The sequence below is a fragment of the Erwinia sp. INIA01 genome, from assembly GCF_025947915.1.
Classification (GTDB): domain Bacteria; phylum Pseudomonadota; class Gammaproteobacteria; order Enterobacterales; family Enterobacteriaceae; genus Erwinia; species Erwinia coffeiphila.
Window position 1 is genome coordinate 75751 of record NZ_JAPDNC010000005.1, and the last position, 24287, is coordinate 100037.

The 24287-nt window shown below is 58.0% G+C and carries 20 protein-coding genes; 5 read left to right on the forward strand and 15 right to left on the reverse strand.

What is annotated here, in order from left to right:
- Nucleotides 1-217: 217 nt before the first annotated feature.
- The 4 genes from OMR58_RS10525 to OMR58_RS10540 form a co-directional block, all read right to left on the reverse strand.
- A complete protein-coding gene (locus OMR58_RS10525; protein WP_264545869.1) occupies nt 218-1549 on the reverse strand; it encodes an McrC family protein in 1332 nt (443 codons plus the stop codon).
- Entirely contained in the window at nt 1546-3696 is a 2151-nt protein-coding gene (locus tag OMR58_RS10530; RefSeq protein WP_264545870.1) for an AAA family ATPase, read from the reverse strand. Before OMR58_RS10530 ends, OMR58_RS10525 begins: the two co-directional genes overlap by 4 nt.
- Before the next feature lie 113 nt (nt 3697-3809).
- Nucleotides 3810-4520 carry an HNH endonuclease gene (locus tag OMR58_RS10535; RefSeq protein WP_264545871.1) on the reverse strand — a complete coding sequence of 237 codons (711 nt, stop codon included), beginning with the start codon at nt 4518-4520 and terminating at the stop codon, nt 3810-3812.
- Between the two features lie 121 nt (nt 4521-4641).
- The gene (locus OMR58_RS10540; RefSeq protein WP_264546044.1) at nt 4642-5139 is read right to left on the reverse strand and encodes a DUF2938 domain-containing protein; all 498 of its coding nucleotides are present in this window, start codon (nt 5137-5139) and stop codon (nt 4642-4644) included.
- Between the two features lie 80 nt (nt 5140-5219).
- On the opposite strand from OMR58_RS10540, the gene OMR58_RS10545 reads away from it, so the two are divergent.
- Nucleotides 5220-5621: a helix-turn-helix domain-containing protein gene (locus tag OMR58_RS10545; RefSeq protein WP_264545872.1), complete on the forward strand. Its 402-nt coding sequence runs from the start codon at nt 5220-5222 to the stop codon at nt 5619-5621.
- A gap of 179 nt (nt 5622-5800) precedes the next feature.
- A complete protein-coding gene (locus tag OMR58_RS10550) occupies nt 5801-6952 on the forward strand; it encodes a methionine synthase (protein WP_200562636.1) in 1152 nt (383 codons plus the stop codon).
- Nucleotides 6953-7012: 60 nt separating this feature from the next.
- Here the strand turns inward: OMR58_RS10550 and OMR58_RS10555 are convergent, their stop codons facing one another.
- Complete coding sequence (locus OMR58_RS10555; RefSeq protein WP_105594333.1) at nt 7013-8200, reverse strand: aminotransferase-like domain-containing protein; 1188 nt, start codon at nt 8198-8200, stop codon at nt 7013-7015.
- A gap of 95 nt (nt 8201-8295) precedes the next feature.
- Entirely contained in the window at nt 8296-9429 is a 1134-nt protein-coding gene (locus OMR58_RS10560; RefSeq protein WP_264545873.1) for an aminotransferase, read from the reverse strand.
- Between the two features lie 254 nt (nt 9430-9683).
- Between OMR58_RS10560 and OMR58_RS10565 the strand changes: the two genes are divergently transcribed.
- On the forward strand, nt 9684-10259 hold the full coding sequence (locus OMR58_RS10565) for a helix-turn-helix transcriptional regulator (RefSeq protein WP_264546045.1): 576 nt from the start codon (nt 9684-9686) through the stop codon (nt 10257-10259).
- Nucleotides 10260-10397: 138 nt separating this feature from the next.
- Here OMR58_RS10565 and OMR58_RS10570 read toward each other — a convergent pair whose 3' ends face one another.
- The 5 genes from OMR58_RS10570 to OMR58_RS10590 form a co-directional block, all read right to left on the reverse strand.
- Entirely contained in the window at nt 10398-10835 is a 438-nt protein-coding gene (locus OMR58_RS10570; RefSeq protein ID WP_264545874.1) for a hypothetical protein, read from the reverse strand.
- Complete coding sequence (locus OMR58_RS10575; protein WP_264545875.1) at nt 10828-12072, reverse strand: MFS transporter; 1245 nt, start codon at nt 12070-12072, stop codon at nt 10828-10830. The genes OMR58_RS10570 and OMR58_RS10575 overlap by 8 nt, the downstream gene beginning before the upstream one ends.
- 5 nt (nt 12073-12077) lie before the next feature.
- Entirely contained in the window at nt 12078-14507 is a 2430-nt protein-coding gene (locus OMR58_RS10580) for a TonB-dependent siderophore receptor (protein WP_264545876.1), read from the reverse strand.
- A 160-nt stretch (nt 14508-14667) separates the two neighbouring features.
- On the reverse strand, nt 14668-15657 hold the full coding sequence (locus OMR58_RS10585; RefSeq protein ID WP_264545877.1) for a FecR family protein: 990 nt from the start codon (nt 15655-15657) through the stop codon (nt 14668-14670).
- Entirely contained in the window at nt 15647-16162 is a 516-nt protein-coding gene (locus OMR58_RS10590) for an RNA polymerase sigma factor (protein WP_264545878.1), read from the reverse strand. Before OMR58_RS10590 ends, OMR58_RS10585 begins: the two co-directional genes overlap by 11 nt.
- A 790-nt stretch (nt 16163-16952) precedes the next feature.
- On the opposite strand from OMR58_RS10590, the gene OMR58_RS10595 reads away from it, so the two are divergent.
- Both OMR58_RS10595 and OMR58_RS10600 read left to right on the forward strand, forming a co-directional pair.
- Nucleotides 16953-17252: a hypothetical protein gene (locus tag OMR58_RS10595; RefSeq protein WP_200562619.1), complete on the forward strand. Its 300-nt coding sequence runs from the start codon at nt 16953-16955 to the stop codon at nt 17250-17252.
- A gap of 274 nt (nt 17253-17526) precedes the next feature.
- Nucleotides 17527-18123, forward strand: coding sequence for a hypothetical protein (locus OMR58_RS10600; protein WP_200562617.1), 597 nt, complete (start codon nt 17527-17529; stop codon nt 18121-18123).
- A gap of 49 nt (nt 18124-18172) precedes the next feature.
- Here the strand turns inward: OMR58_RS10600 and OMR58_RS10605 are convergent, their stop codons facing one another.
- The 4 genes from OMR58_RS10605 to OMR58_RS10620 form a co-directional block, all read right to left on the reverse strand.
- Nucleotides 18173-20326 carry an HlyD family efflux transporter periplasmic adaptor subunit gene (locus OMR58_RS10605; RefSeq protein ID WP_444861313.1) on the reverse strand — a complete coding sequence of 718 codons (2154 nt, stop codon included), beginning with the start codon at nt 20324-20326 and terminating at the stop codon, nt 18173-18175.
- Nucleotides 20327-20424: 98 nt separating this feature from the next.
- Entirely contained in the window at nt 20425-21765 is a 1341-nt protein-coding gene (locus OMR58_RS10610; protein ID WP_264545879.1) for an efflux RND transporter periplasmic adaptor subunit, read from the reverse strand.
- Nucleotides 21762-22490, reverse strand: a complete 729-nt coding sequence (locus OMR58_RS10615) for an efflux RND transporter periplasmic adaptor subunit (protein WP_264546047.1) — start codon at nt 22488-22490, stop codon at nt 21762-21764. Before OMR58_RS10615 ends, OMR58_RS10610 begins: the two co-directional genes overlap by 4 nt.
- Before the next feature lie 38 nt (nt 22491-22528).
- The gene (locus OMR58_RS10620) at nt 22529-24283 is read right to left on the reverse strand and encodes a TolC family protein (protein ID WP_264545880.1); all 1755 of its coding nucleotides are present in this window, start codon (nt 24281-24283) and stop codon (nt 22529-22531) included.
- Nucleotides 24284-24287: the final 4 nt, after the last annotated feature.

Sequence of the window (24287 nt, forward strand, 5' to 3'; positions counted from 1 at the left end):
TCAAACCAATTCCCAGCTAATTAATACGTAACCATGCCAGAACCCTTTTACCTGCTACGGAACCATTACGAGAGTCCGCTTCTCCCTCTACCCAAACAACCAGCCCCCAAACCTTCCCCCATTTTCCCCCAGATGCCCCCCAGGTCTACCGGCGCACATTCAAACGCTAATGCAAAATCATTCCTGCGTGTTGCTGAGATTTATTACGGGCCAGATTTCAGGCTGCGCCCTTCCCCTCGCCCTTCTGCGTATTGATGCCAATAAGGTGAGTTAACTGCTCGACAACGGCGGCTTCGTCGGGAATCAGATCGACACTCGCCACCTGCAGTCGTTCTTCGCCCGCTACAATCCTGTAATCTGCTCTCAGGCGCTGAGCACCCAGACCCGCATGATGCGGATAGAGGAGCATAACCTGCGGACATTTATACAGCCGCGCGTAGGCCATCATCTGGTAAACATCGGTCTGCGATACGCCGTACCTGGCATCTTCGGGATTATTACCAATTCGCTTCCATTTAGTGTCGATGATCATCACCGTCTGGTTATCCCGCTCAATAAGCAGATCCGGCCGGGTCTGAAAGCGCGGCCTGCCCTCTTTTCCGTCCTCAATCAGGCAGTATAATCTGCCGGCCTGCGCGCGGACCGTCCACTCCGTGCCGCGTACGGCTCGCTTCGCCAGTGCCGCGATATAGGCCTCGAACAGATCGTTCATGGGGAAAAGCAATGTGATCCCTTGCTGCGCCCGGCTATCGCGGTGCGTGGCCTGCCAGTCGCGTTTCAGCAGGAGGCGCGCCAGCTTGTAGAGCGTATCCCAGCGGTGGTTAGTCCTGTCGATCCGCACCTGAGACCATGGAAGATGACTTATTGGGATATCGCTCACGTCCACCAGCATGATGCGCAGCTCATTCAGACGTCGGAGCGTATCCGCAGACCGCGCATAATGGCGAAGCATAACAACGCACGCCTTCATAATGCGGAGCAGAGGGGGATTTGCCGACAGAACATCATAACGACAGGCGAGGCTGTCAGGGCGCACGGCCAGCGTAGTGAATTGCCGCCTGATATTGAGCCGTCCACGCAGGGCGGGTAAATCGTCTTCCTGGGCCAGATAGTCATGCGGCAAGCCCCGTCGTACTTCGGCCAGGAGTCGCTCAGCGAACAGGCGGATAAATATGTCAAGCAGGCTTCCAGCCTGTCTCGCCATTTTTGAGGCCTGTCCACTGCCGAGATTAAGTCCGAGGGCGACATCAAGCATCCGAATCAGGCGATGTCGGACTGTGGCGGGAGATTCTGTTGTCTCGTCGTCAATCTTTGGCAGGATCTCAAGGCTACACCCCGGAGCGCTAATGACCCCAACCATTTGCCCGGCAATGATTTTGCTGTGACTATCAATTAAGATATTGGTGCCGTGCTGATTCGCCAGCGGATGCGCCCGCGCCGCTGCAAGCAGCGCATTAGCCTGAGAGCGGGTAAACGCATCAGAAGAGTTTGAGCTGCTTTGCGTCCCCACACCAACGCCCCGCCATTCATGAACGGTGAGGTGCGTCATTCTTCAGAGGTACCGGAAGTCTTGAGAGCCGTGGCGTTAAGCGTTCTGGCTTTCCCCACCAGCCGTTCAAAGGCGTCATTCGTGAACGACGCACGTACCGACCAGCTTGATAATGGCTCGCCCTCTATTCCTGGCGGTGGAGGGATCTGATTTTTCTGCATGAACCCATCACCCAGTACAGCGGCGATACGGCCCCAGTCCTCGAAGAAATACTCCTCCAACAGCGGTACGACCTTATTGCGCACAACATCTTCAACCTCTTTTCTGTTTTCACAATTGATGAAGAAGGCGTGTCCGATACGATATTCCCGGCCGATGAGATATTCGATTCGCTGGTTGATGGTGGTCAGGACGGCGGTGAGATCGATACCCTCTACTTCACCCAGCAGGCTGGCGTCGGGAGCCATTTCCCGGAAGTTAAACCGTCGCCGCAATGCCGTGTCGAGCAAAGCGATGGAGCGATCGGCGGTGTTCATGGTGCCGATGATATGAAGGTTGGCGGGAACCCCAAAGTCTTTCTTTTTCGAATACGGCAGCATGGCGGTAAGCGCATCCGGCATGCCCAGACGTTTGTCCGGCTCGATTAACGTAATCAGCTCACCAAACACCTTCGAAATATTCGCCCGGTTGATTTCATCAATAATGAGGACGAACTGCTCCGGCTGACCTTCGGCATCTGGCTTTTTATCTTCTGTATCCGATATCAGCCTGCCCAGAGCCGGAAAATTGACACGGTTGCCAGGGATTGAATAGAGCGTCCGCATTGTGAAGTTAACATTAATGATGGTATCCAGCGCGAGTGGTTCATCGAGGGTCAGTAGCCAGCGCACAGCGCGGCGGTGGGCATAGTAACCTTCAGCCTCAGGAACGAAAAAGTAATCGCCCGTTATTTCCGCAATAGCACGAAACGCGGTATTCCCGTAAGGGACAATCACGATATCGCCGGGTTTCATTTCGCTGCGGAAGGGATAAGTCTGCGTCCAGTTACTCGGCGTCAGGTTTGCCGGGTTTTGTTTGACCCACTCAGCATGAATCGCGTTGAACGATGAAAACTTATCCGCACTCCAGTCGATTCTTCCGCCCCACCCCAGGGCGATATAGTCGTTAGCCAGCGCGTCTTCATAAACATCATCTTCTGAACCAATAGTCCCCTGCCCCATTTTCCAGAATTGTCTTCGCGACAGATCGATTGCAGAAATGCCGGCAGGCACACGAGTCTGCGTTCTCGCCTGATCGGCCAGGGCGCAAATGTCCCTGAAGAGTCCCGGTTTAGGGGCGAGTCTGAATCCTGCAGAAGAAGCCTCCTCTTCACCGGTTTCAGGACGAAGACCCTCAACGAAGGTTTCGTAGTCATAACTCTGGTGGAAGGTAACGAAGGCAATCCTTTTTTCTGCCATCAGTTGGTTGTAACGCGCCATCAGGGCTGTGCGCCCTTCCTTTGACTGCGGATAGGCGGCGTCACCATCGCAGAGCGCTACGGCTTCCCTCGCCGTATGATAGGTTTTACCGGTACCGGGAGGACCGTAAAGAATGAGGTTAGTCGGCATGGGTTTAGCCTGGGGCACCGGACGATCTCCTGCAGTGAGGATAAAGGTATATTTGCGGGTTGTGCTCTTCTTTGGTCCTTCCGTTCGCGGAGGGGGAACATCAGCCAGCTCCTGAAATATTTTCCCATCGAGTGCCTGACAGATGTTCGGCCATGCCATTTTAAGGCCCATTTGATTATTCAGCGGGCCAACGACCACGCTCACACTGTCATCACCGCGCTCGCGGGCTGGGGTGATGTAGTTTTCAAGAACGTAATCCCGAATCTCATCGGCCTGAGAGTCATCACCGCCAAGGAAGCGCCCATATTGCCCGAGCCAGCTGTTCCAGTTGGATAACCGGTTAAGCGGTTGTTCTGAGTTGGGCATCAGCAGTCGATAGTCATCGCCGTTGTCTTTAGCATCGTGGCGAATCTGTTTGATCCGTTCGCGCAGTTGCGCAAATCTATCCGCTTGATAGGCGGCATCCAGATCCGCATAAGGAGAACCCAGCGCGGCGAGATTTTTTTCGATAGTTTTGAGCGCATAAATACGAGAGTCGAGAGCCGCCTGAGTTTTTTCACCTCTGGCCTCCAGCCATTCCCGAAATTCAACTTCCAGCATTTCCGACGTCCTCTCCTTCAACCTTTACTCACCGATAGCTATCATCAACAAATTCATCAGGCTGTAAGCTGTTGTACTTAGCCACTCAGCACTCTGTAATTTCCCGTGCTTCTTTAAGTGAGATCAAGCCCGCCATGATGAACATGTCGATGGCAGTTAGGACACAAAGCCATCGCATTTTCCACCGTATCTTCCCCACCCCGGGATAACCATTCGATGTGATGAACTTCAAGATAAGGCGAACCGTCTTCCCGATTGAAGGGAGCATCACGCTTACAGTTCTGGCACTGACCATTTGCCCGAAAAAGTACCTCTGCGACCACGACCGGATTCCGTTTGAAGACACGACTAATGACTTCAGTCACCTCAGGGGTTTTACTCGCTGCGGATAAAATTTCCGCGCGTTCTTTCGCGGTTAGCTTTAAGGCTGATTCTACCGCTTCTTCAAATTCAGACTTAACTTCTCGAAAACACCATTTACCTGCGTCATTTTCATAAAGCTCAAACACACCGTGGATCTGCGGGTTATAAATTTCGTATATGTTTCCACGTTTAAATAAGCGGTCGTACTGATGGTGTCGGTGTGCTGAATCGTCTGAACGCCTGGCCGTCTTGTTGAAGCTCCAGTGGCTTCGATTGCAGTTCACCGTATTAGCAATAAGGTTTAGGTAAGTATTGTCCTGGTAATGAGGAAATTTGTCTTTGAGGACCGCATCAACTTCGTTTGCTGTCGCAGAGCCTCCCAACTCTTCAATAACCTGAACAATGATCGTTCTTATCGGTTGGTTTCCATACTTAAAAGTACGAGGTGGTTTCGTTGCCATGCTTCGCCTCCAGTCAGGATCGATCCCAAATTAGCCTGTAACAAAGTATTTCGCAACTGACAAGTAACTGACAATATTTACTTATATATCTGTCGTTCAAATTCGGCTTACATTCCAAACCTCACCCTCCCCAAAATCCCAACAAGCACACCGCCGCCAGATACATCCCGCAGCCGAAGACCGCATGCGTTGCCAGGCTGCGCAGGCGGTTTTTCATCGGTGTGGGCGTGCGCGACGCGGCAAATCCAGCGCCCATCGCGGGCTGCATAATAAACAGCGGAAATGCAACGGTTGCTACACCAACGGATAAGGCAGGCAATAAGGTCGGGTTCGCCAGCCAGCCGCTGCCGGTGAAAGCCACCAGCAGAGCCGCGAACAGCACGCCGGTGGCATAATGAATCATCCAGCCCATCCAGCGCTCCCCCGCAATCGGCGACGCGCGGCCGATCGACTCGTGCGCAAACCGCCCATGTAGCATGTGGCCGACCCAGCGACCGACCAGTGCGTAATCCAGAGTGGGGTTCCCCAGCCGTTTCAGGATCGAAGACCAGATGTCCATCACCAGCGTTGCGCCTGTCCCCACCAGAATAATTTTTATCGCCTCATCAAAAATGCCCATCACAGCCTGTTCCTCTTTCTCATTTTAACGGTTGCAGGCATGATAGAAGTTGAAGTCAACTTCAAGTCAAGAGGCTCACAATGGATATCTCCGAGACTGCCCGGCGTTCAGGGGTGCCCGCCTCCACGCTGCGCTACTATCAGAAAATGGGCCTGATCCGCGCAATCAGTCCCGAAGGAGAGCGGCGTCACTTTGCCGCAGACGTGCTGGACCAGCTGGCGCTGATTGCCCTGGGCCAGGCTGGCGGGCTTTCGCTGGATGAGATCCGCAGCATGCTGTCTCCCGGCGGCGAACCGCAGGTTGACCGGGCGGTGTTACTGACCCGGGCCGATGAGATTGATGCCACCATCAGCCGCCTGCGTGCAATGAGCAAGGGGCTGCGCCACGTGGCGGAATGCCCGGCCGCCAGCCATGCAGAGTGCCCGACCTTTCAGCGCTGGTTAAAGGCCGCCACCGCAGAGAAATTAAAGTCGCCGCGCTGAAGGCAGGGTCAGGATTCAACGACAGAGTCAGCCATAACCTTCTGGTACTATTCCCCTTCGCAATTATTACCCAATGATTCAATTGACACTTTCGCCGGATTGTATTCAGGTATAGCCACAAAAAACCGCTGGAGCCACGGCGGGTAACCTTACCGATTCAATCCTCCAGGGAGAACGCAGTGTCAGCCGAAAACCGTATTTTAACCACCCACGTGGGCAGCCTGGCCCGTCCGGTCCAACTGCTGGACGTGATGAAGGCCAACATCCAGGGCGCGGATAACCATGCCGAACTGGAAAGTCATATCCGCGATGCGGTGTTTGAGTCCGTTCAGCAGCAGGTCGCTGACGGTATTGATATCGTGGCCGACGGTGAAATGTCTAAAGTGGGCTTCTTTGCCTACGTTCGCGACCGAATGAGCGGGTTCGATCCGCGCCCGGGCCAGCGCTACACCGCCTTTGATGCCGAAGTGAATGCCTTCCCTGAGTACTATAAACAGTATTTTGGTGAAGCGATGCTCGGCGGTAATCTGGTGCCGTTTGTACCGGTCGCCTGCACCGGGCCGATTGCCTATCACGGCGTGGCACAGCTACAGCGCGACTTGACCAACCTGGCCGATGCAGCGAAATCTGCCGGTGCATTTGGCGCGTTTGTGCCGTCGGTCGCGCCGACCGGCGTGGGCAGTAACGAGTTTTATAAAACGGAAGGCGACTATCTGTCAGCGGTAGCGGAAGCGCTGCGCGTGGAGTACAAGGCGATTATCGACGCCGGTTTTGGCCTGCAAATTGACGACCCGTTCCTGCCGGATCTTTTTGCCGATCCGCAGCTGAACAACGCGCAGATTATCGCCAAAGCCAATGAATACGTGGAGATCCTTAACCACGCGCTGCGCGGCATCCCGGCGGAAAAAATCCGCTACCACACCTGCTACAGCATCAATGAAGGCCCGCGCATTCACGACGTGCCGTTTATTGAATTCGTGCGCTATATGCTGAATATCAACGTGGCGGATTACTCCTTTGAAGCGGGTAACGTGCGCCATGAACACGAATACCATATCTGGGAGCAGGTGAAGCTGCCGCAGGGCAAACGACTGATCCCGGGCGTGATCTGCCACGCCAGCAACACCGTTGAGCACCCGGAGCTGATCGCCGAGCGTCTGGTGCGCTTCGCCGAGCGCGTGGGCCGCGAGAATGTGATCGCCGGTGCCGACTGCGGCTTCTCCTCCCAGGCCACCTACAAACCCGAAGTGCATCCGACGGTGGTGCGCGAGAAATTCCGCGCGCTGCGCGCCGGGGCAGATATCGCCAGCAAAAAACTCTGGCAGCGCTAAGTTAACGTAAGGCACAAAAAAATGGCCCTTGCAAAAGGGCCAGATGAATAAGCTGAGCGATTACTGCGGCAGCGAGGCCTTCAGCCTTCTTGCCGCTTCGGCCAGGTTGGCTTCGGACACGGTCGAATAGGACAGGCGCAGCGTTGAGGTATCCGGGCGGTCACAGTAGAAGAACTCACCGGGAACGTAGACTACGCCGTTATTCAGGGTGGTTTTCAGCCACTCCGTGGTGTTAAACGCCTCGGTAAAGGTAGCCCACAGGAACATCCCGCCCTGCGGACGGTGGAAGCGAATGCGATCGCCCAGCTCGTTTTGCAGCGCCGAGACCAGCGCATCACACTTCTGCTGATAGGCCTTGCTGATTAACGCAATCTGCGGACGCAGACGGCCGCTTTCCAGATAGTGGCGGGTCAGCGCCTGCGACAGTGAACTGGTGTGCAGATCGGTGGCCTGCTTGAGGATCACCGCCTGCTGTTTCAACCACGATGGCAGAGTGATCCAGCCCACGCGTGCGCCCGGGGCCAGGATCTTGGAAAACGTTGAGGTGTAGATCACCTGCTCGCCAACGCCAATCGCCTGCGCGTGGGACTTCAGCGTGCGGAAGGTTTCGCCGGAGAAGTTGATTTCGCTGTAGGGATCGTCTTCGAAAATCAGGAAGTCATAGCGAGCGGCCAGTGCCACCAGCTGCTGACGACGGGCATCGGTCAGCGTCACGCCGCCCGGGTTGCCGAAGGTCGGCACGATGTAAACGGCTTTAATCGGGGTCTGTTTAACCAGCTCTTCCAGCTCGTCAACAATCATCCCTTCGCCGTCGGTGCCCACCGATTTCAACTCGGCTTCGGCCAGCTGAAACACCTGGAGCGCCGCCAGGTAGGTAGGACGCTCAACCACAATCACATCACCGGGATTGATGATTGCCCGCGCCACAATATCCAGCGACTGCTGCGAACCGGAGGTGATAACCACATCGTCCGGCGTGCACTGAATGCCGCGCTCCGCCGAAATCTGGCAGATCGCTTCACGTAATTTGGGGTCACCCTCACTCAGGCCGTACTGAAACGCATTGTGACCGTCTTCAGTCAGCACGCGGTCCATAGCGATTCTCAGGCCTTCCGTATCGAACAGATCCGGATTCGGTATTCCTCCGCCCAACGAGATCACACCTTCCATCTTGCTGTGCTTTAACAGCTCACGGATTGCCGATGACTGAAGGTCTTTAACTCTGTTGGCCAACTTCTGCGACGACATAACACTTACCTTTTCTTTATTTTAGTGTTGAATTTATACCATAAGTCGCCAAAGAAAATAGCAGGTAAGCGCCTCTCGCACCCACCTGCCGCAAATTATTTCAGCTCGTCCTGCAGTTCACGCAGATACTGGCTGACCCGGGCCAGGCCTTTTTTCATCACCTCGCCGTTATTGGCAAAGCCGATACGCACATAGCCCTCCATATCCATCGCCTCCCCGGGAGTGAACATCACCCCGTAGCGCTCCAGCAGACCGATACAAAACTGGCGGGAACCCAGCGGCAAATGGTATTTCAGCAGCGCCGTAGTACCGGCCTGCGGCTTTGTATAGTCGATCAGCGGCTCGCGGCTCACCCACTCATCCAGCAGCTGCAAATTGTCGCGCAGCATCGTCTGGTTACGGCTGAGAATTTTATCGCGATTTTCCAGCGCGATGGTGGCGAAGTAGTCATCCAGCACGCCAACGCTGACCGTGTTGTAATCACGGCGGATCTCCACCGCCTTCAGCAGCGATTCCGGGCCAGCCATCCAGCCGAGGCGCAGGCCCGCCAGCGAGTAAGTTTTTGACATGCTGGCGGTGCTGATGCCCTTCTCGTACAGATCGGCCACCGCCGCGCTATAGCCGTCGCCGACCTGATTGGTGCCGCGATACACTTCATCGCACAGCAGCCAGGCCCCGGCCTCCCGCGCCACCGCCACGATATCCTTCAGCAGCGCGTCATCCATCAGCGCGCCGGTGGGGTTATTCGGGTTATTGATGGCGATCAGCCGGGTTTTATCATCAATCAGCGACTTCAATTCGGCGACATCTGGCAGAAAGCCGTTCTCCTCGCGCAGCGGCAGGATCTTTACTTCCGCGCCGAGGCTGGCGGGGATCGAGTAGTGCTGCTGGTAGGTCGGCAGCACGGAAATCACCGTATCGCCCGGCTCCACCAGCGCCTGATAAATCAGCGCATTGGCACCGATAGCGCCGTGGGCAATCAGGATATTGTCAGCCGACTGCGCCTGGTACTGCATCGAAATCACCCGGCGCAGCCGCTCGGAGCCGGTGATAGCCCCGTAGGTCATTTTGATGTTCAGCATCTCATCCAGCACCGCAGCGGTATCGCCCGACATCGCCAGCAGCTGCTTCATGGTCAGCGACTCCACGCAGGTTTCCGCCAGGTTGTACTCGCAGTGGTTTTCCCACTCGTTCATCCACTGTTCAACGCCAAAAGGTCTGATCTTCATGTTATTTATCCTGTTGGTTAAGATAAGTCAGCATCGCATCGGCGATATCTTCTATTCCCGGAACAGCAGATGAACTAAAAAGTACATCATGCACTTTTTGTTTACAATGAAAATCTGATTGCGTAAAACAGAACGGCAGAAGCGAACAGCGCGCGGCAGAAATCGGCTATGATTGGCGCCCGCAGAACTAAGAGGACAACACAGTGGCAAACGTAACGCTCAGCGAAAAAACGCCCTTCCCGCTGCTAAAATCAATGGCGGACGGCATCGCTGCGCTGTTCTTTCCCAGCGTTGAGGTGGTTATCCACGACGTGGTCGCAGGCAAAGTGGCCTATATCGCCAATAACCTGTCTCAGCGCAATATCGGCGATGATGCCGGGCTGGATGAGTTTGAAGGCCAGACGCTGGCCGCCGTCACCGGGCCTTACGAGAAGCTGAACTGGGACGGCAAAAAGATGCGTTCGGTGACCATCGCCACGGGGAATGAAACCGATCCCGGCTATCTGCTGTGCATTAACTTCAGCACCGCGCCCTTTGAAGAAGCGCGCAACGCCCTGGAGCTGTTTTTGTCCGTCACCCGCCTGCAGCCGCAGCCGGAAGCACTGTTCCGCGACGACTGGCAGGAGAAAATCAACACCTTCCTGCACGACTGGATTCGGCGTGAAAACACCTCGCTGAGCGCGCTGACCCGCGGACAGAAAAAGGATCTGGTGATGGATCTGCATAAGGAAGGAGCGTTCCGGGCAAAAAACTCGGCAGATTACATCGCCAGCGTGCTGTCGCTGGGGCGCACCACCGTTTATAAATATCTGCGCGAACTGAAAAGCTGAAGGTTGAAGGGCTAAGTGGGTGACGGAGCAATGACCTGGTAAAGTCGCCCGCGAGTCCCTGAGGATAAATACTCGCTCCACGCGCCAGTCCGGCGGCAATGACTGCCGCCGGACTGCCTGCTTCAGGCCCGGCGGAGCTTATTGCACCGGCAAAGCCAGAAACTCGCGCGCCTTCTTACAGGCATCTTCCGGGTCATCCGCCAGCGTTTTCGGGAACGGCATAATCTTCTTCAGTTTCGGGAACAGCGTGCTCAGGCTGGCGCGCACCTCCTCGTCGGTGGTCAGATAAACGTAGCCCGCACACCAGTCGCGCAGCTCGGTTTTATACTGTTTCATCCAGCGGGTGGACTGCTTCTCTTCTTCATGCGGCTCGCGCTCGTGTCCGTGCCGCGCGGGTATCCAGACAAACACCACACGCTGCTGCTGTAGCAGAAAGTCGGTCAGGCCGTTCAGCAGACGGTTGGTTCGGTCCGGCATACCCAGCTGCGGAAAGCGGATAAACACAATCGGCCAGTGGCTGATATCAAAAATTTCGGCATCCGGCTGTGCGCCGGTGTAAACGCTCTTGTCATTCATGTTCTGTTTCCTTTTCTTCTACGGAACGGCGCAGTAATGCCACTACGGTCAGCAGCGCCAGTGCGCCGCACAGGTAAAACAGCGGCCAGCTGATCAGCGCGACCATCTGCGCAAAAGCGATGGTGGCCAGCGTACTGACAAAGCGCCCGACGCCGTAAAACGTGGCGTAGTCGGTCGCGGGCTGTTCCCCGCGCGACCAGCCGAGGATGCGGGCGCTGAGCACAACATAAATTCCGCTGACCGCCGCGCCCATGGTGACCGCACCGGCTATCGCCAGCCACGGCAGCGCCAGCAGATAGCCTGCCGCCATTGCCGCCAGGGCGACGATCCCCAGAGCGGTAAACAGCCAGATCGCCCGCGACAAACCGAAACGGTGCATCATCGGCGCGGCGATCCCGGCGGTCATCAGCATGGTGACCGGCCCCAGCGTGCCCACCACGCCGCCGATGACGTCCATCGATACCTGCATATCGATCAGCATTAAGCGGTTCAGTGCCGACAGCGGGAAGATCACGCAGCAGGTCAGCGTCAGCAGCACCAGCCGCCTGCGCTGGAGCGAATTGCGCAGCAGTCGGCGGAAGCTGGCCTTCTGCTGCTGCGGCGCGACGGACGGCGTAGCCACCGGCGACTTTGCTCTGCTGACCAGCAGCATCGGCACAATCAGCAGCAGCAGACTGGCGGCATAGCACAGGAAGATGGTGGCCCAGCCGAAGCGCTGGAACAGGGCAACAAACGCCCCGCCGCCGATCATCGCGCCGATGGAAAGCGCCGCCAGCTTGCAGGCCGCCGCACGTGGTCGCCAGGTCGGATCAATGCGCTCCACCGCCAGCGCGTCCAGTGCAATATCCATCGTTGCCATCGCAAAGGCGACAAACAGTCCCATCGCAAACAGCAGACGCAGATCGGCCCCCTGCATCAGCGCCACGGCGGCCACCACCAGCGCGGAGGCCAGCTGCATCGGCACAATCCACGCCAGCTCCACCACCAGAAACGGCGGCCGCCAGCGGTCGACCAGCGGCGACCACAGAAACGCCACGCCCAGCGGCAGATACAGCGCATACAGCCAGCCTACCGCCCCCAGACTCATTCCCTGCGCCCGCATAATGGCCGGGAATCCGCCCTGGATCAGCCCCATGGTCATACCAAAGCCGATATACAGCGCGCTGATGGCCAGCAGCACCGCCAGCTGCCCGCTACCGGTGTGCGCCCGATGCGTATTTTGCTCCATTACGCTCATCGGCCTCACCAGCGATAGTTCACGGACACGTTCACCACACGTTCGTTACCGTAGTTACAGAAGTTGTTGGACAGGCAGGTGACATAGCTTTTATCGAACAGATTGTTGACGCTCACCCGGGTGCTTAAACCATCGAGGTTGCCAAACCGCTTGCCGAAGTCGTAGCCAATTGCCGAATCAAACACCGTATACCCCGGCGCATCCAGGCGAACGGCGCTGGCGCTGTACACATTCGGTGAATAGCCCCCCACCGTTTCCCCCACGTAGCGCCCGCCGCCGCCAACGGTCAACCCCTGCATCAGACCGCTGCGGAAGGTGTAATCGGCCCACAGCGAAGCGGTGTAATCCGGGATGCCGATTGGCCGCTGACCGGCATCAACCGCCAGACTTTTGGTGACTTCGGCTTTGGTATAGGTGAAGGCACCGGTCACATTGATGCTGTCGGTTACCGCCATTTTGGTTTCAAACTCCACCCCGCGTGAACGCTGTTCCCCGGTCTGATAAGAGGTGAGTGCGTTGGCGTAGGTCACCACGTTTTTCTGGGTAATATCGAACCAGGCCAGGGTAAACAGCGCATCCAGTCCGGTCGGCTGGTACTTGACGCCAACCTCACGCTGCTGCGCAGTATTGGGTTTAAAGGCGTTGCCGTTGCTGCCGGTGCCGGTCACCGGCAGGAACGAGGTGGAGTAGCTGGCATACGGCGCAATGCCGTTATCAAAGTTGTAAATCAGACCGATCTTGCCGCTGAACGCTTCATCATCCTGAACGCCGTGCGAGGCGCTGAGATAGTTATCGGTACGGGTACGCGCGGTGTCGTAGCGCCCGCCCGCCACCAGCGTCCAGTTATCCAGCTCGATTTGATCCTGCAAATAATACCCGGCCTGGGTGATGTGCTGTTTCTGATTGGTGATCGGTGCCAGCGCCAGGTTGGTCGCCACGCCGTAAACCGGGTTGAGATAGTCAATCGACGGTGCCGCGCCGTAGTCGCGGATCTGCCGCCATGATGACTCCTGATAGTCGAATCCGGCCACGGTGGTATGCGAGAAGCGCCCGGTATCAAACTCCGCCTGCAATTGCATATCGGACGTTATCCCCCGCAGCGATTCATCGGTGCCCAGGGCATAGCGGGAAATGGTATGTCCGTCGGCGGCCAGCGCGGCGGTCCCGACGCTTTTGGTCACGGTAGTCAGATCGAGGTAGCGCAGATTGTGGCGCACTGTCCAGGTGTCGTTGAAGCGGTGTTCAAACTGCCAGCCCACCGCCGTTTGCGTGCGGCTGAACTCGTCGTACTCCGGGTCGCCGTCGTTAAAATTACGCGCGATCTGCCCGGCCGGGCTGGACCACAGGCTGCCCACCGTCGGCAGAACGCCGTAGTAGCCCCCTTCCGGATCGCGCTGATAGCTCATATTGAGGGTAAAGGAGGTATCGGCATCGGGTATCCAGGTCAGCGACGGCGCAACGAACAGCCGTTCTTCTTTGGTGTTCACCACCTGAGTATTCGATTTACGGCCAAGGGCAATGACCCGGTACAGCAGGGAGTTATCGTCGGCCAGCGGCCCGGTGGAATCCAGCCCCAGCTGCATACGCTTGTGGCTGCCGTACAGCATCTCCACCGAGTTCTGCGCTTCGCTGGAGGGCACTTTAGAGACTGCATTAATCAGTCCGCCGGGATTCACGCCACCGTACAGCGTCGATGAAGGCCCCTTGAGGAACTCAATGCGTTCAATGCCGAAGGTTTCAATCTGCGGGATCACATAGCCGCCGCCGCGCAGCAGGCGCAGACCGTCCAGATACTGGTTACCGTCGGTCGGCGAGCCAAAGCCACGGATATAAGGCAGATCGTAGCGTGATGCCGACCCGCGCACTTCCGCCGATACCCCGGCCGAATAGCGCAGTGCCTGGGTCAGGCTCTGTGCGCCCTGCACATCCACCTGATCCCGGGTGATTACGCTGACCGACTGCGGATTTTTCATCAGCGGGGTGTTGGTTTTGGTCCCGGCGGTGCTGTTGCTGGCGACATAGCCGGTCACCGGCCCGAGCCTGCCGTTATCCGAGGCTCTGACCACCATCGTACTGGCGTTAGCGGCCGCGTCCGGCGGCAACCGGTAAATCTGCACGGTGCTGTCGTTGCTGAAGCGGTAGCCCAGTCCCGTACCGTTCAGCAGAGTGGTCAGCGCCTGCTCGACGCTCATCCGGCCCTGTACCGGTCGGCCCGTCACCTCAATCGCCGTATCTTCTCGGAATACCACGGAAAGACCGGCAATCCGGCCAATCTCATTGACGGCCTGGGTGACCGGTTTTGCCGGAATCGTAAAACTGAACTGTTGAACCTGAGGTTGCTGTACGGCGGCCACCGCCATACCCGTTGCGCCTGCGCCTGCCAGCAGTGCCGAGGCTAATGCATAGCCTGCGCGACGAACTTTCTTGTTGTTCATTAACGTGCCCCATATCTGATAAGACGATCGCAATTAAACGAAAATAATATTTATTATCATTTTCACTATCACTACGATCACGCATCAGCAGGCGCACCACTGAACCTGAAAAAGACACTTTTTTATAAAAAACTCATAACCAGCTGAAAATAAGACGCTTTTATTGCGTAATAATGACCAAATAATCAGTCACCTTGCGCATACGGAAGCCGACGCTGGCCTGTAACGAATCCAGCGCTTTGTCGGTGTCGGCCAGGGAGAAACTGCCGGTCACCCGCTGATCCGCCAGCGCAGAAGAAGGCATCAGCACGCGACCAGGCCGATAGCGTTCCACCTCGCGCATCACATCGCCCAGACGCGCGCGATAGAAAATATAGCGACCGCCGTGCCACGCCATCGCGTCCTGAACGTTGACGCTGGCCGGGGCTGCCACCCCCTGCGGACTAAACGCGACCTGCTGGCCGGGTTTAATCATCGTCGGCTGCGGCTGCCCCTCGCTGCTGACCGCCACGCTGCCGCGCGCCAGCGTCACCACGCCGCCGCTCTCCTGCAGGCGCACGTCAAACTGCGTCCCCAGAACGCGGACGCTGCCCGCAGGGGTATCCACAATAAACGGCGTTCTGGAAGACACCACATCGAAAAACGCGCCGCCGCGCAGCAGATGAATGCGGCGCACGTCCGGGGTGAAATCGACGCTGAAGGCGCTGTCGGCATCCAGCAGCACTTTCGAGCCGTCGGCCAGCAGCACCTCGCGCCGCTCGCCTTTTGCCGCCACCCGATCGGCAGACAAATTCTGCATCCACGACGGATTTTGCAGCCACAGACCGGCCAGCATCACCAGCGTGACGCACAGCGCAGCGGCAGAACCCGCGCGGCGACGCGTCGCCTTTCGCGCACGGTTTTTATCCATCGCCGCCAGATAGCCGGACAGCACATCGGCCTCTTTTTCCGCCAGCTGCTGGCCCGGTGCGGCGGTGTCCTGCCAGACGGACTCAATCGCCAGCCAGGCTTCTTCGTGCGCCGGATGCGCCTGCCGCCATTTATCGCAGGCGGCCAGCTGACGACGCGACGGGCCGTTTTGCATCGCCAGAAACCAGCGACGCGCTTCGCCACGTACTGCGGCGTCGTTTGATTCAGGTTTAATCGACATTGTTCACTCCCGTCGCGGATGGACCTTCACAGGCGGCAACCGCGCGTGCCATATGCTTTGCCACCGCGCGCGATGATATCCCCATCACCCCGGCGATCTCAGAAAAACTGCGTCCGTGTACCCGGTTTAGCAGAAAAATATGGCGTGTTTTTTCCGGCAGCGAGGCCAGCACCTCATCGATGTGGCGAATGTTCTGTTCGGCGGCCAGGATCTCGTGCGGTGACAGCGGCGGCTCGGAAAACGACTCCGGCAGCTCGCCCTGCAAATACGCTTCGCGGGTTTTCTCAGCGCGCAGATGATCGATGGCGGCGTTGCGCGCGCAGCGGCTCAGATAGGCAGCGGAATCGCCTTTCCACTCGACGGCCTTTTCCCACAGCCGCAGAAAAATATCCTGCACCAGATCGCTGGCCGTGCTGCGACAGCCCACTTTGCGGTCTATCTGGCGCTCCAGACGTTTACGTTCGGAAAGATACAGCGCTGCGAGATCCTTGCCTTTATCGGCCATAAGATCGAGTCCCGGAAGGTAAAGAAAAATACTGAAATACACAACGATCCTGTGCCATCAGTCTGCGCTGCTGGTCAGTTGGTCGGGGATTATTACGCAGGTTTTAGGATATTTCTAGTGCAGGGTCGAAAAGATCCTGCGATAAAACATCCACATAAACGTGGGTGTTTTATTGATTATCCGGGCAGCCGGACTTTTCATTACCTGCCAAAAGCAACGATGTTTCGCGATAACTCTTTTATCAGCAAACTCATGCCATTTTGCCAATCGATGCAGATGCCTTGAGGGTAACTCAGCCCGGTGGGATGGGAATGATAATAAAAAGTACCGTAGTGTTACTACCAGCCATAACTGCGCTTTTATTCAGATTTGATGTCAACGCATGCACTGGACGAAACGGATGATTCATTTATTAATCAGAAGGCTTGATTAATTGTCGGCCCTGAGCAAATCCCTTTATTTAATAAATCTGTAATGTTATTTATCAAACAAAATTCAAACTTAGAACAAACGTCACCAATCAATTAGAAATTTCATTTTAACACCCATCATCCCACTGAAAAATAATAGTAAATTTACGATCTACGTCGCGTAATCCTCGTTGCCTTTCATCCTTTTCAGGTGTAGATTCCTGCCGTAAACCCCATCGAAATGATGGTTAAAAATAATACGCCACCTGAGCGTAGACGAACTTGCGTTAATACACCGACTTTAATTAGCGCGATTTATCACTATCAGACTCTTCTTTTTATAAAAGACAAAAAGTCCAACTCCAACCAGGGTATTTATTATGGCAAAGATAACAGCAGCAATTTTACTCACCGTTATTCCCCTGCTCTCCACCGGCTGTATTTCGCTTAGCCCAAGCGAGAAACCGTCCGCTACGCCGCCACAGCTCCAGGCTTCAGGAAAAACACAGTTATGGAACGACGCCACGCTGTTCGGCAAAGTGCCATCAAATCTGCAGCATGAAGGCGATGTGAAATGTGCGGCACAGCATAAAGGCGCGGCGATTGGCTATCATCCGCATGCGAAAAAAGCGGACGGCAGCTATTTCCAGGGCAATGCCTATCTTTGCTCGATTATTTAAACCACCACTCGGCGATCATACGGTTCCGGGTTTATTAATCGGGGCCGTATTCAAACAATAGCGATACAGCAAGTCGATCAACCACGCAGTAACCTCCGGTCGCCAACTATACCGAAAATAAAATATTCGATAACGGCGCTTTCCCCAACCCAGAGCTTATCTGGTTCCACCTCTCTCTTTGTGTATCCACCACGCTCATAATTTTTTTGCAAAAAGGTCAAGAAAATGTAAGATTTACTTACCAATAAAACCACAAACAAAATGGATTGCACGCATGACCACTGAGGTCTCTGGTACCGATAAACCCCAAAACAGCCATCGTATAGTCAGGTTTCTTTTAACAATAGCGGGTCAAACAGTTCGCGGCAGCGTTTTTTATATCGTCTTAAGTTTTTTACTTCAGCTGGGTATCAGGTTTAATAATGACGGGCTGATGAATAAAAAATTTTTCAGCGTATTCTTTGAGAACTTTGCGCCCGACACAATAATGATTCTAGCGACAGCTGGCGGAATGCTGACTGTGTTCAGAATGATGGCAACGGGTCCGAATGGCGGAATCCCCCTGATTAAAAATTGGTTCTTTCACTATGTTATCTTTCCTATCATTAATACAGGCAAGGTGTTTACGATTACAGGGCTGGGAATGTTGGTTGGCCTGTTCGCCGCCACCCTTACTCCCATTTTCCCTCCAGGCTACACCATCTGTACCGCCAAACTGATTGGCATCTTTATTTTCTGTCTTGCCGGCTTTGGCGTGATGGAATACTTTGGCAAATACGGTTACACGGCAATTATTAGTGAATGCGTTACGCAGTTTATACTGGCAGTCCTGCTGGTTATCATTCCCTGCCTTTATGTGTGGGCTAACTAATTATCGTTAACGATCCGGCACGTTATCATTGGACAACGCGCCGGATTGATTAAAACGACAGCTCGCGTATCAATACCGCATGTACCCGCTGCCACAGTTTAACCGCCAGACTTTGTGATTCCCCCTTCAGCGATACCGTGCCGCTCAGTACCTGCTGTGGTGCCGGGCTGTCGGCCGGCAGTTTCAGGACCACGCGATACACCGCCTGTTCCGGCATCAGCCTGCGCTGCGCGTCGCTCAGCGTCGCCACCGGACCGCCGTAGACCGAAGCCAGTTCCGCCAGCGGCTTCATGTCCACCAGCGCCGCATGTTCTATATCTACCACGGTAATCTCACTGGCGTCGCGGGAGGCATCGCGTGGGTAGAAGGTGCCGCTGTCGCCCACCTTCAGCCGCCGCCAGTCCTGTTCGGATACCAGCGCTTCCACCACGCCGCCCTGAGGACCGATCAGCGTACCAAGCCATTCTCCCGCAGGCAGCCATTCGCCCGGCGTGAGCGGCAGCATCTGATCCACCATCACACCCCCGGCCGGAGCGCGCACGGTCAGCGCCTGCTGCTGCTGTTCCAGCACCTGGAGCCGCTGATTTGCGGCCTCACGCTCCTGCCGCACGCGCTGATGATTCTGCGCCGCCCGGCGGTTCATTAGCTGATACTGCTGCTGCCAGTTGAGGGTGGCCACCTGCTTTTCCAGCTGCTGGCGCTGGTGCGACTCACCGTCGGCCTGCAGGATAAACAGCGGCTCCCCGCTCTTCACCTGCTGTCCGGGTTTCACCAGGATCTCCCCAACCCGTCCGGCCAGCGGCATGTAAAAACTGTGCTGCTCGGCGGCACGCAGCAGCGCCGGAGCGGTAACGGTGCGCTGCCACGGCACGATCAGCGCCAGCAGAGCCAGCGTGACCCCCGCCAGTGTCACCCCAAGATGACGATTCATTCGATAATCCTTACGTCGTTTGGTCCATTCACGCAGCTCCTGCCAGATCGGCAGCAGGATAAACCAGCCAATTTCCACCGCGAACAGCGCCATGCCCAGCAGCTTAAACGCCATGTGATAAACCAGCAGCGCAATACCGGTAAACAGAAACAGGCGATACACCCAGGTGGCGAAGGCGTAGCTCAGCAGCGTGCGCCGCAGCCAGTCCGGCCACTGCTCGGGCGGGGCATCGCCGAGCCCGAACAGCCATTCGCGCAGCCGCCAGCGGGCCAGCGCAAAGCCGCGCGCCTGCAAATTCGGTACGCCCAGCGCATCGGAAAGCAGGAAGTAGCCGTCAAAGCGCATCAGCGGGCTGAGGTTGATCAGCAGGGTCATTATCCAGGTGGTGGTCGCCAGCATAAACGCCGCGCTACGCCACATGCCGTCCGGCAGGAAGCTCCACGCCAGCGTCGCCCAGGCCGCCAGTGCCAGCTCAACCAGCATGCCGGAAGCCCCTATCGCCAGCCGCTGGCGGCGCTTCGGCAGCTTCCACGACGCCGAAGTATCGGTGTACAGCACCGGCATCAGCACCAGCAGCGCCACCCCCAGCGTAGAGACGCGCGCGCCGTAGCGGGTGCAGGTAAAGGCATGCCCCAGCTCGTGCAGGCACTTGGTCACTACCAGCGTCCCCCCGGCCAGCAGCGCTCCCTCCAGGGTGAAGAAGTGCAGGAAGGTATGCAGAAAGGTCTGCCACTGGCGGCTGGCGAAAAGCAGCCCGCAGGCCCCGGCGGCCAGGGTCGCCAGCCAGAACGGTCGCCGATAGAACAGCTCTACGTGCGGCAGCAGCCGTTGCAGCATACGGTGCGGATGCAGCAGCGGAATGCGCATAAACAGATAGTTATGTAGCAGCCAGCGCCACCAGACGCTGCGGCTCTGCTGCTGCTGATTAAGGAACTGCTTCAGCGCGGCTTCGCCCTCGGGCCGGGTCAGGGAATGAAACTGCAGAAAGCGGCTGAAGTTCTCCACGTCCTCGTCGCCGATCTCCAGCGGCAGCCGCTGATTCACTTCGGCAATCAGCCTCTGACGATCGCCCAGCGACCAGCGCGACAGCAACGCCATCTCCAGCCAGCCGAGGCGGAAAAAGCGCCCGCGCTGCGGATCTTCCAGCGTCCAGCTGGGGGAACCGTCCCAGTTCGCCGGGCCGCGATGCAGAATTAACTCTTCGCGCAGCGGCGGTAACGGTGCTGAATTTGCGGCAGAACGTGCCGCCGAAGCCCCGCCGGAATGCAGCAGCGCCTCAACGCCGGAAGCCGTCACGCCCCGGGCAGCCAGAGCAGCCTCAGAATCCGGGTGTGAACCCGCCGCAGTGCCGTTTACAGAAGCCCCCACGGTTATACTCCCAGCCAGACGCGCATCGCCGACCACGGCTTACGCAGCAGCCAGGCAATCAGTACCGTGCGTTCGCCGTAGATTTTCGCACTGCCCTTCAGCCCAACGCGCAGCAGCGGGTCCGGCTGGCTGAATCCGGCGCGCAGCCGGTAGGCCATAATATTTTCCGCCGTCAGCGCCGCCCGGTAGCCGGTCTGCTGTAGCGTAGCGGCCACCGATTTATCCGGCGCAACGTTGAGGAACAGCCGCACGTCGGCACCCGGTGCCAGCGCGATGGCGTCGGCAGCGGGCAGTTGGATCTCCAGTTCGCTGTCCGCCGGATCGGCCACCAGCATTATTTTCTCGCCGACCGCCACCGGACGGCCGGTAAGATCGCTGACGTCATCAAAAATCGCCACGCCGTCGCGCGGGGCGACCAGCTCGGTACGCGCCAGCTGCGCCTGCAGGAAGGCCATTTCAGTGCGCCCCTGCTCGCGGCGGCTGGCCAGCACTGCCAGCTGTGCTTTAGCATCGGTATCGCTCAGTGCCTGCTGCTGGGCCTGGCGATATTCACCGTCGCTGGCGGCAAACTGCTGTCTGGCACTTTCCAGCTGATTTTGAAATTCGCGGGAGTCCAGCCGCACCAGCGCCTGGCCCTGCTTCACCGCCTGATTGGGCCGCACCAGGATCTCATCAATCACCCCGGCCAGCGGCGCACGCAGCAGCGCCGGGCGATGCGCCACCACCTCCGCCGGTGCAATCACCGACTGGCGCACCGGGATCAGCATCAGCGCCAGCAGCACGGCGCAGGCGGCAATCACTTTACCGCGCTTCGGCTTCTGCCGTTTAGCGCCACGTCGGTTATTCAGGCCGAACCAGGCGTGACCAAAGGCACCGCCCAGCTCTTTCAGCAGCAGCAGGTCGCCGTCCTGCCACGGCGTTTCACGCAGCAGCAGCAGCGCCAGTGCGGTTTCGCCCTGGGCGGCAGGCAGCGGCAGCCACAACCCGTACGCGGGCAGGTACTCCTGCCACACCGCACGGTCGGCGGGGTCCAGCACGCTGGCATCCAGCCGCGACGGCTGACTGTAACTCTGCTGCCAGCGCGAACACAGCCGGGCCATCTCCTGGCTGAACGGCGCGTGGCCGTCCGGAGCGGCGATGCCTGAAACGGCACGCAGCCTGCCGCTGGCACCGTCCCACAGCAGCGCCTGGCGGTAGGGCGTCAACCGATGAGTTTCATTGACCATAAAGAAGGCCAGTTCGTCACTGCTGGCCAGCTCACGCACCCGTCCCTGCAGGCGCAGCAGCTCGCTCAGCGCCCGCAGATGCCCTTCCGCTGCCGCAGCGTGGTTCATCTCACTCATTGCGCCGCCGTGTCGGAGGTGGCAGGCAGGCTGAACTGCGCCGCGCCGCTCATGCCAGGCAGCAGCAGGCCGTCGCCCTTCTCTTCAATACGGCCAAACACCTTCACCGACTGGCTGACCGGATCGACCGCCGAGGAGAGGCGGACAATTTTCGCCGGATAGCTTTTCCCGGTTTCATCCAGCGCCACGGTAAACGGCGTGCCGGCTTTCAGCCAGCGCAGCCAGCGCGACGGCACAATCATTTCCAGCTCAAAGGCGCTGTCGTCGTACAGCGTCAGTAGCGGCTTGCCTTCCGGCACCGTTTCCCAGTTGCGCACCAGCGTTTCGGTCACGCGGCCGGAGAACGGCGCTTTCAGCACGCAGCGGTCGAGCATCGCCCGGTTTACGCCGCTTTCCGCCTGCGCCATGCTCACCGCCGAACGCGCCTGCTCAACGTCCGAGACGCTAATTGAGTTCAGGCGATCCAACCGGTTCGCCACCGCCAGCTTTTTCCGCGCCGCCTGTTCGTTGGCGCTGGCATAGTTCAGCTTCTCTTTCAGCATGGTGCAGTCGAAGCTCAGCAGGGTGGCACCCTGCTTCACCCGATCGCCCTCTTTCACCGTCAGCGTATTGATCCGCGCCGCAATGCCGCTGGAAAGCGTGGTCTGCTGTACCGCGCTGAGCTGGACGCGCACCGGTTCCGGCGGCGCATCCTCCGCCAGCGCGCGGTCAGCACACACCATCATCAGCGCCAGCAGCAGCGGATACGCCCGTTTTTTGCTCATCACTGCGCACCGCCGGACAGGGAGCTGTAGCTGTCCCACATATTGCCTGAGCTCACCGCGTACGGCTGGCTGCTCACAGCCTGCTGTGCAGGCGTCGGGGCCGGTGCCGGACGGCTGGCGGCCAGCAGCGCGGCGGAAGGCGCGGCGGTGGTCACGTTACCGGTCGGTGCACCCAGTGCAGGCACGGCAATCGCGCCGTTTTCAATCTGCTTGCTGGTGCTGTTAATGCTGCTGCTCAGCGCGGCCAGGCTGGTGTCCTTAACGCGGTCCGGCAGAATATCCAGACCGGCGGCCTGCCAGATGCTGCCCAGCGCGTTCTGCATCACCGCAAAGCTGCGGTCGCGGGCGCGGGTAGTCAGAATGGTTTCGGTGCTGACGCGGATCTGCTCCATCTGGGTGGCGGCCTGGTTGCGGTAGCTAAGATCGGTCTGCTGGTAGATACCCTGCTGCACGCGCGCCAGTTCCTGATAGCGGTTAAACATCTGCACGCTGCTCAGGTACTCCTGCCAGGAGACGTTAACCTGCGCCATAACCGCCATGCGCATCGCCTGGCGACGGGCTTCCGCCACCTGTTCGGCCGACTCGCCCGCACGCTTCACTGACGACCACGCCAGCACGTTCAGCAGATTGCCGCTGACCTGCACCCCGGCAGAGGCCCAGCCGTGGTTCACCAGGTAGCTGTTGCTGTCGCCGTTCACCCCGGCAAACAGCGTCGCACCCGGCATCAGGCGCAGCAGCGAGCGGCGGGTTTCCAGCACCGCATTGCGCGCTTCGTAGCTCTCCTCGCGGATTTCCGGGCGGCGAACCATGGAAATATTTTCCAGATCGCCCAGCGTGTAGCTCATCTTCGGTGCGACCATGCTGCTTTCAGCAGGCACCACCAGACTGAAGTCGCTGGCCGGCGGCAGGTTCATCAGTGACGACAGGCGGGCTTTCGCCAGCGCCAGGTCGCTGTCCACCACTTCCAGCTGGCGTACCATTTCCAGCATATTTTTCTGGAACCGCAGGGATTCTACCGGCGGCAGCAGGCGCTCACGTTCGGTAGCGCGGGCGTACTCCAGCGAGCGTTTCGCCTCGCCCAGCGCACGGGTCACTTCCGGCTTCAGGCGCTGTGCGGTCGCCGCTTCCCACCAGGCGGTACGCACCTGACGGGTAATATCCGCCACGACTTTGCGGCGGCGCTCCTCGGCGGCGAGGGTTTTATTCGCCTGCATATGGGCGTTAACGTAGCTGATACCGAAGTCCAGCACGTTCCAGCTCATGGTCAGGTCGGCGGTGCGAGTGGTCTGATCCTGGCTGGTGGACGATTCCAGCGACTGCTGGCCGGTGGTCACCGACTGGCTGCTGGAACCGGCTACGTTGTCGCGGGTTTGCAGCCCGGCACGGGCCGCCAGCTTCGGCAGCATATCCAGGCTGGCCACGCTGCGCAGATCGTCCTGCATCGCCTGCTCCATCAGCGCCACGCGCTGCTGCAGGTTGTACTTCAGCGCGCGGGCAATCGCTTCATCCAGGGTAATGTTGCCGCGCACCGGTTCCTGATCGCTGAACATCTGGGTGCGGTCGGTCATCGCCTGGGTCACCTGCTCGGCGGGGGTCATTGCCTCGGGGGTGACGGCGCATCCGGCCAGCAGAGAGCAGGCCAGCGCGACGGCCAGACTTAAACGACGCGGCGCGCTGAACGGCGCCTGTACTGGTGCAGAAACAGAGGTAAAGTGAGTCACTGAAAGCGTTCCCATCGTATTGAAATTATTCATTTAT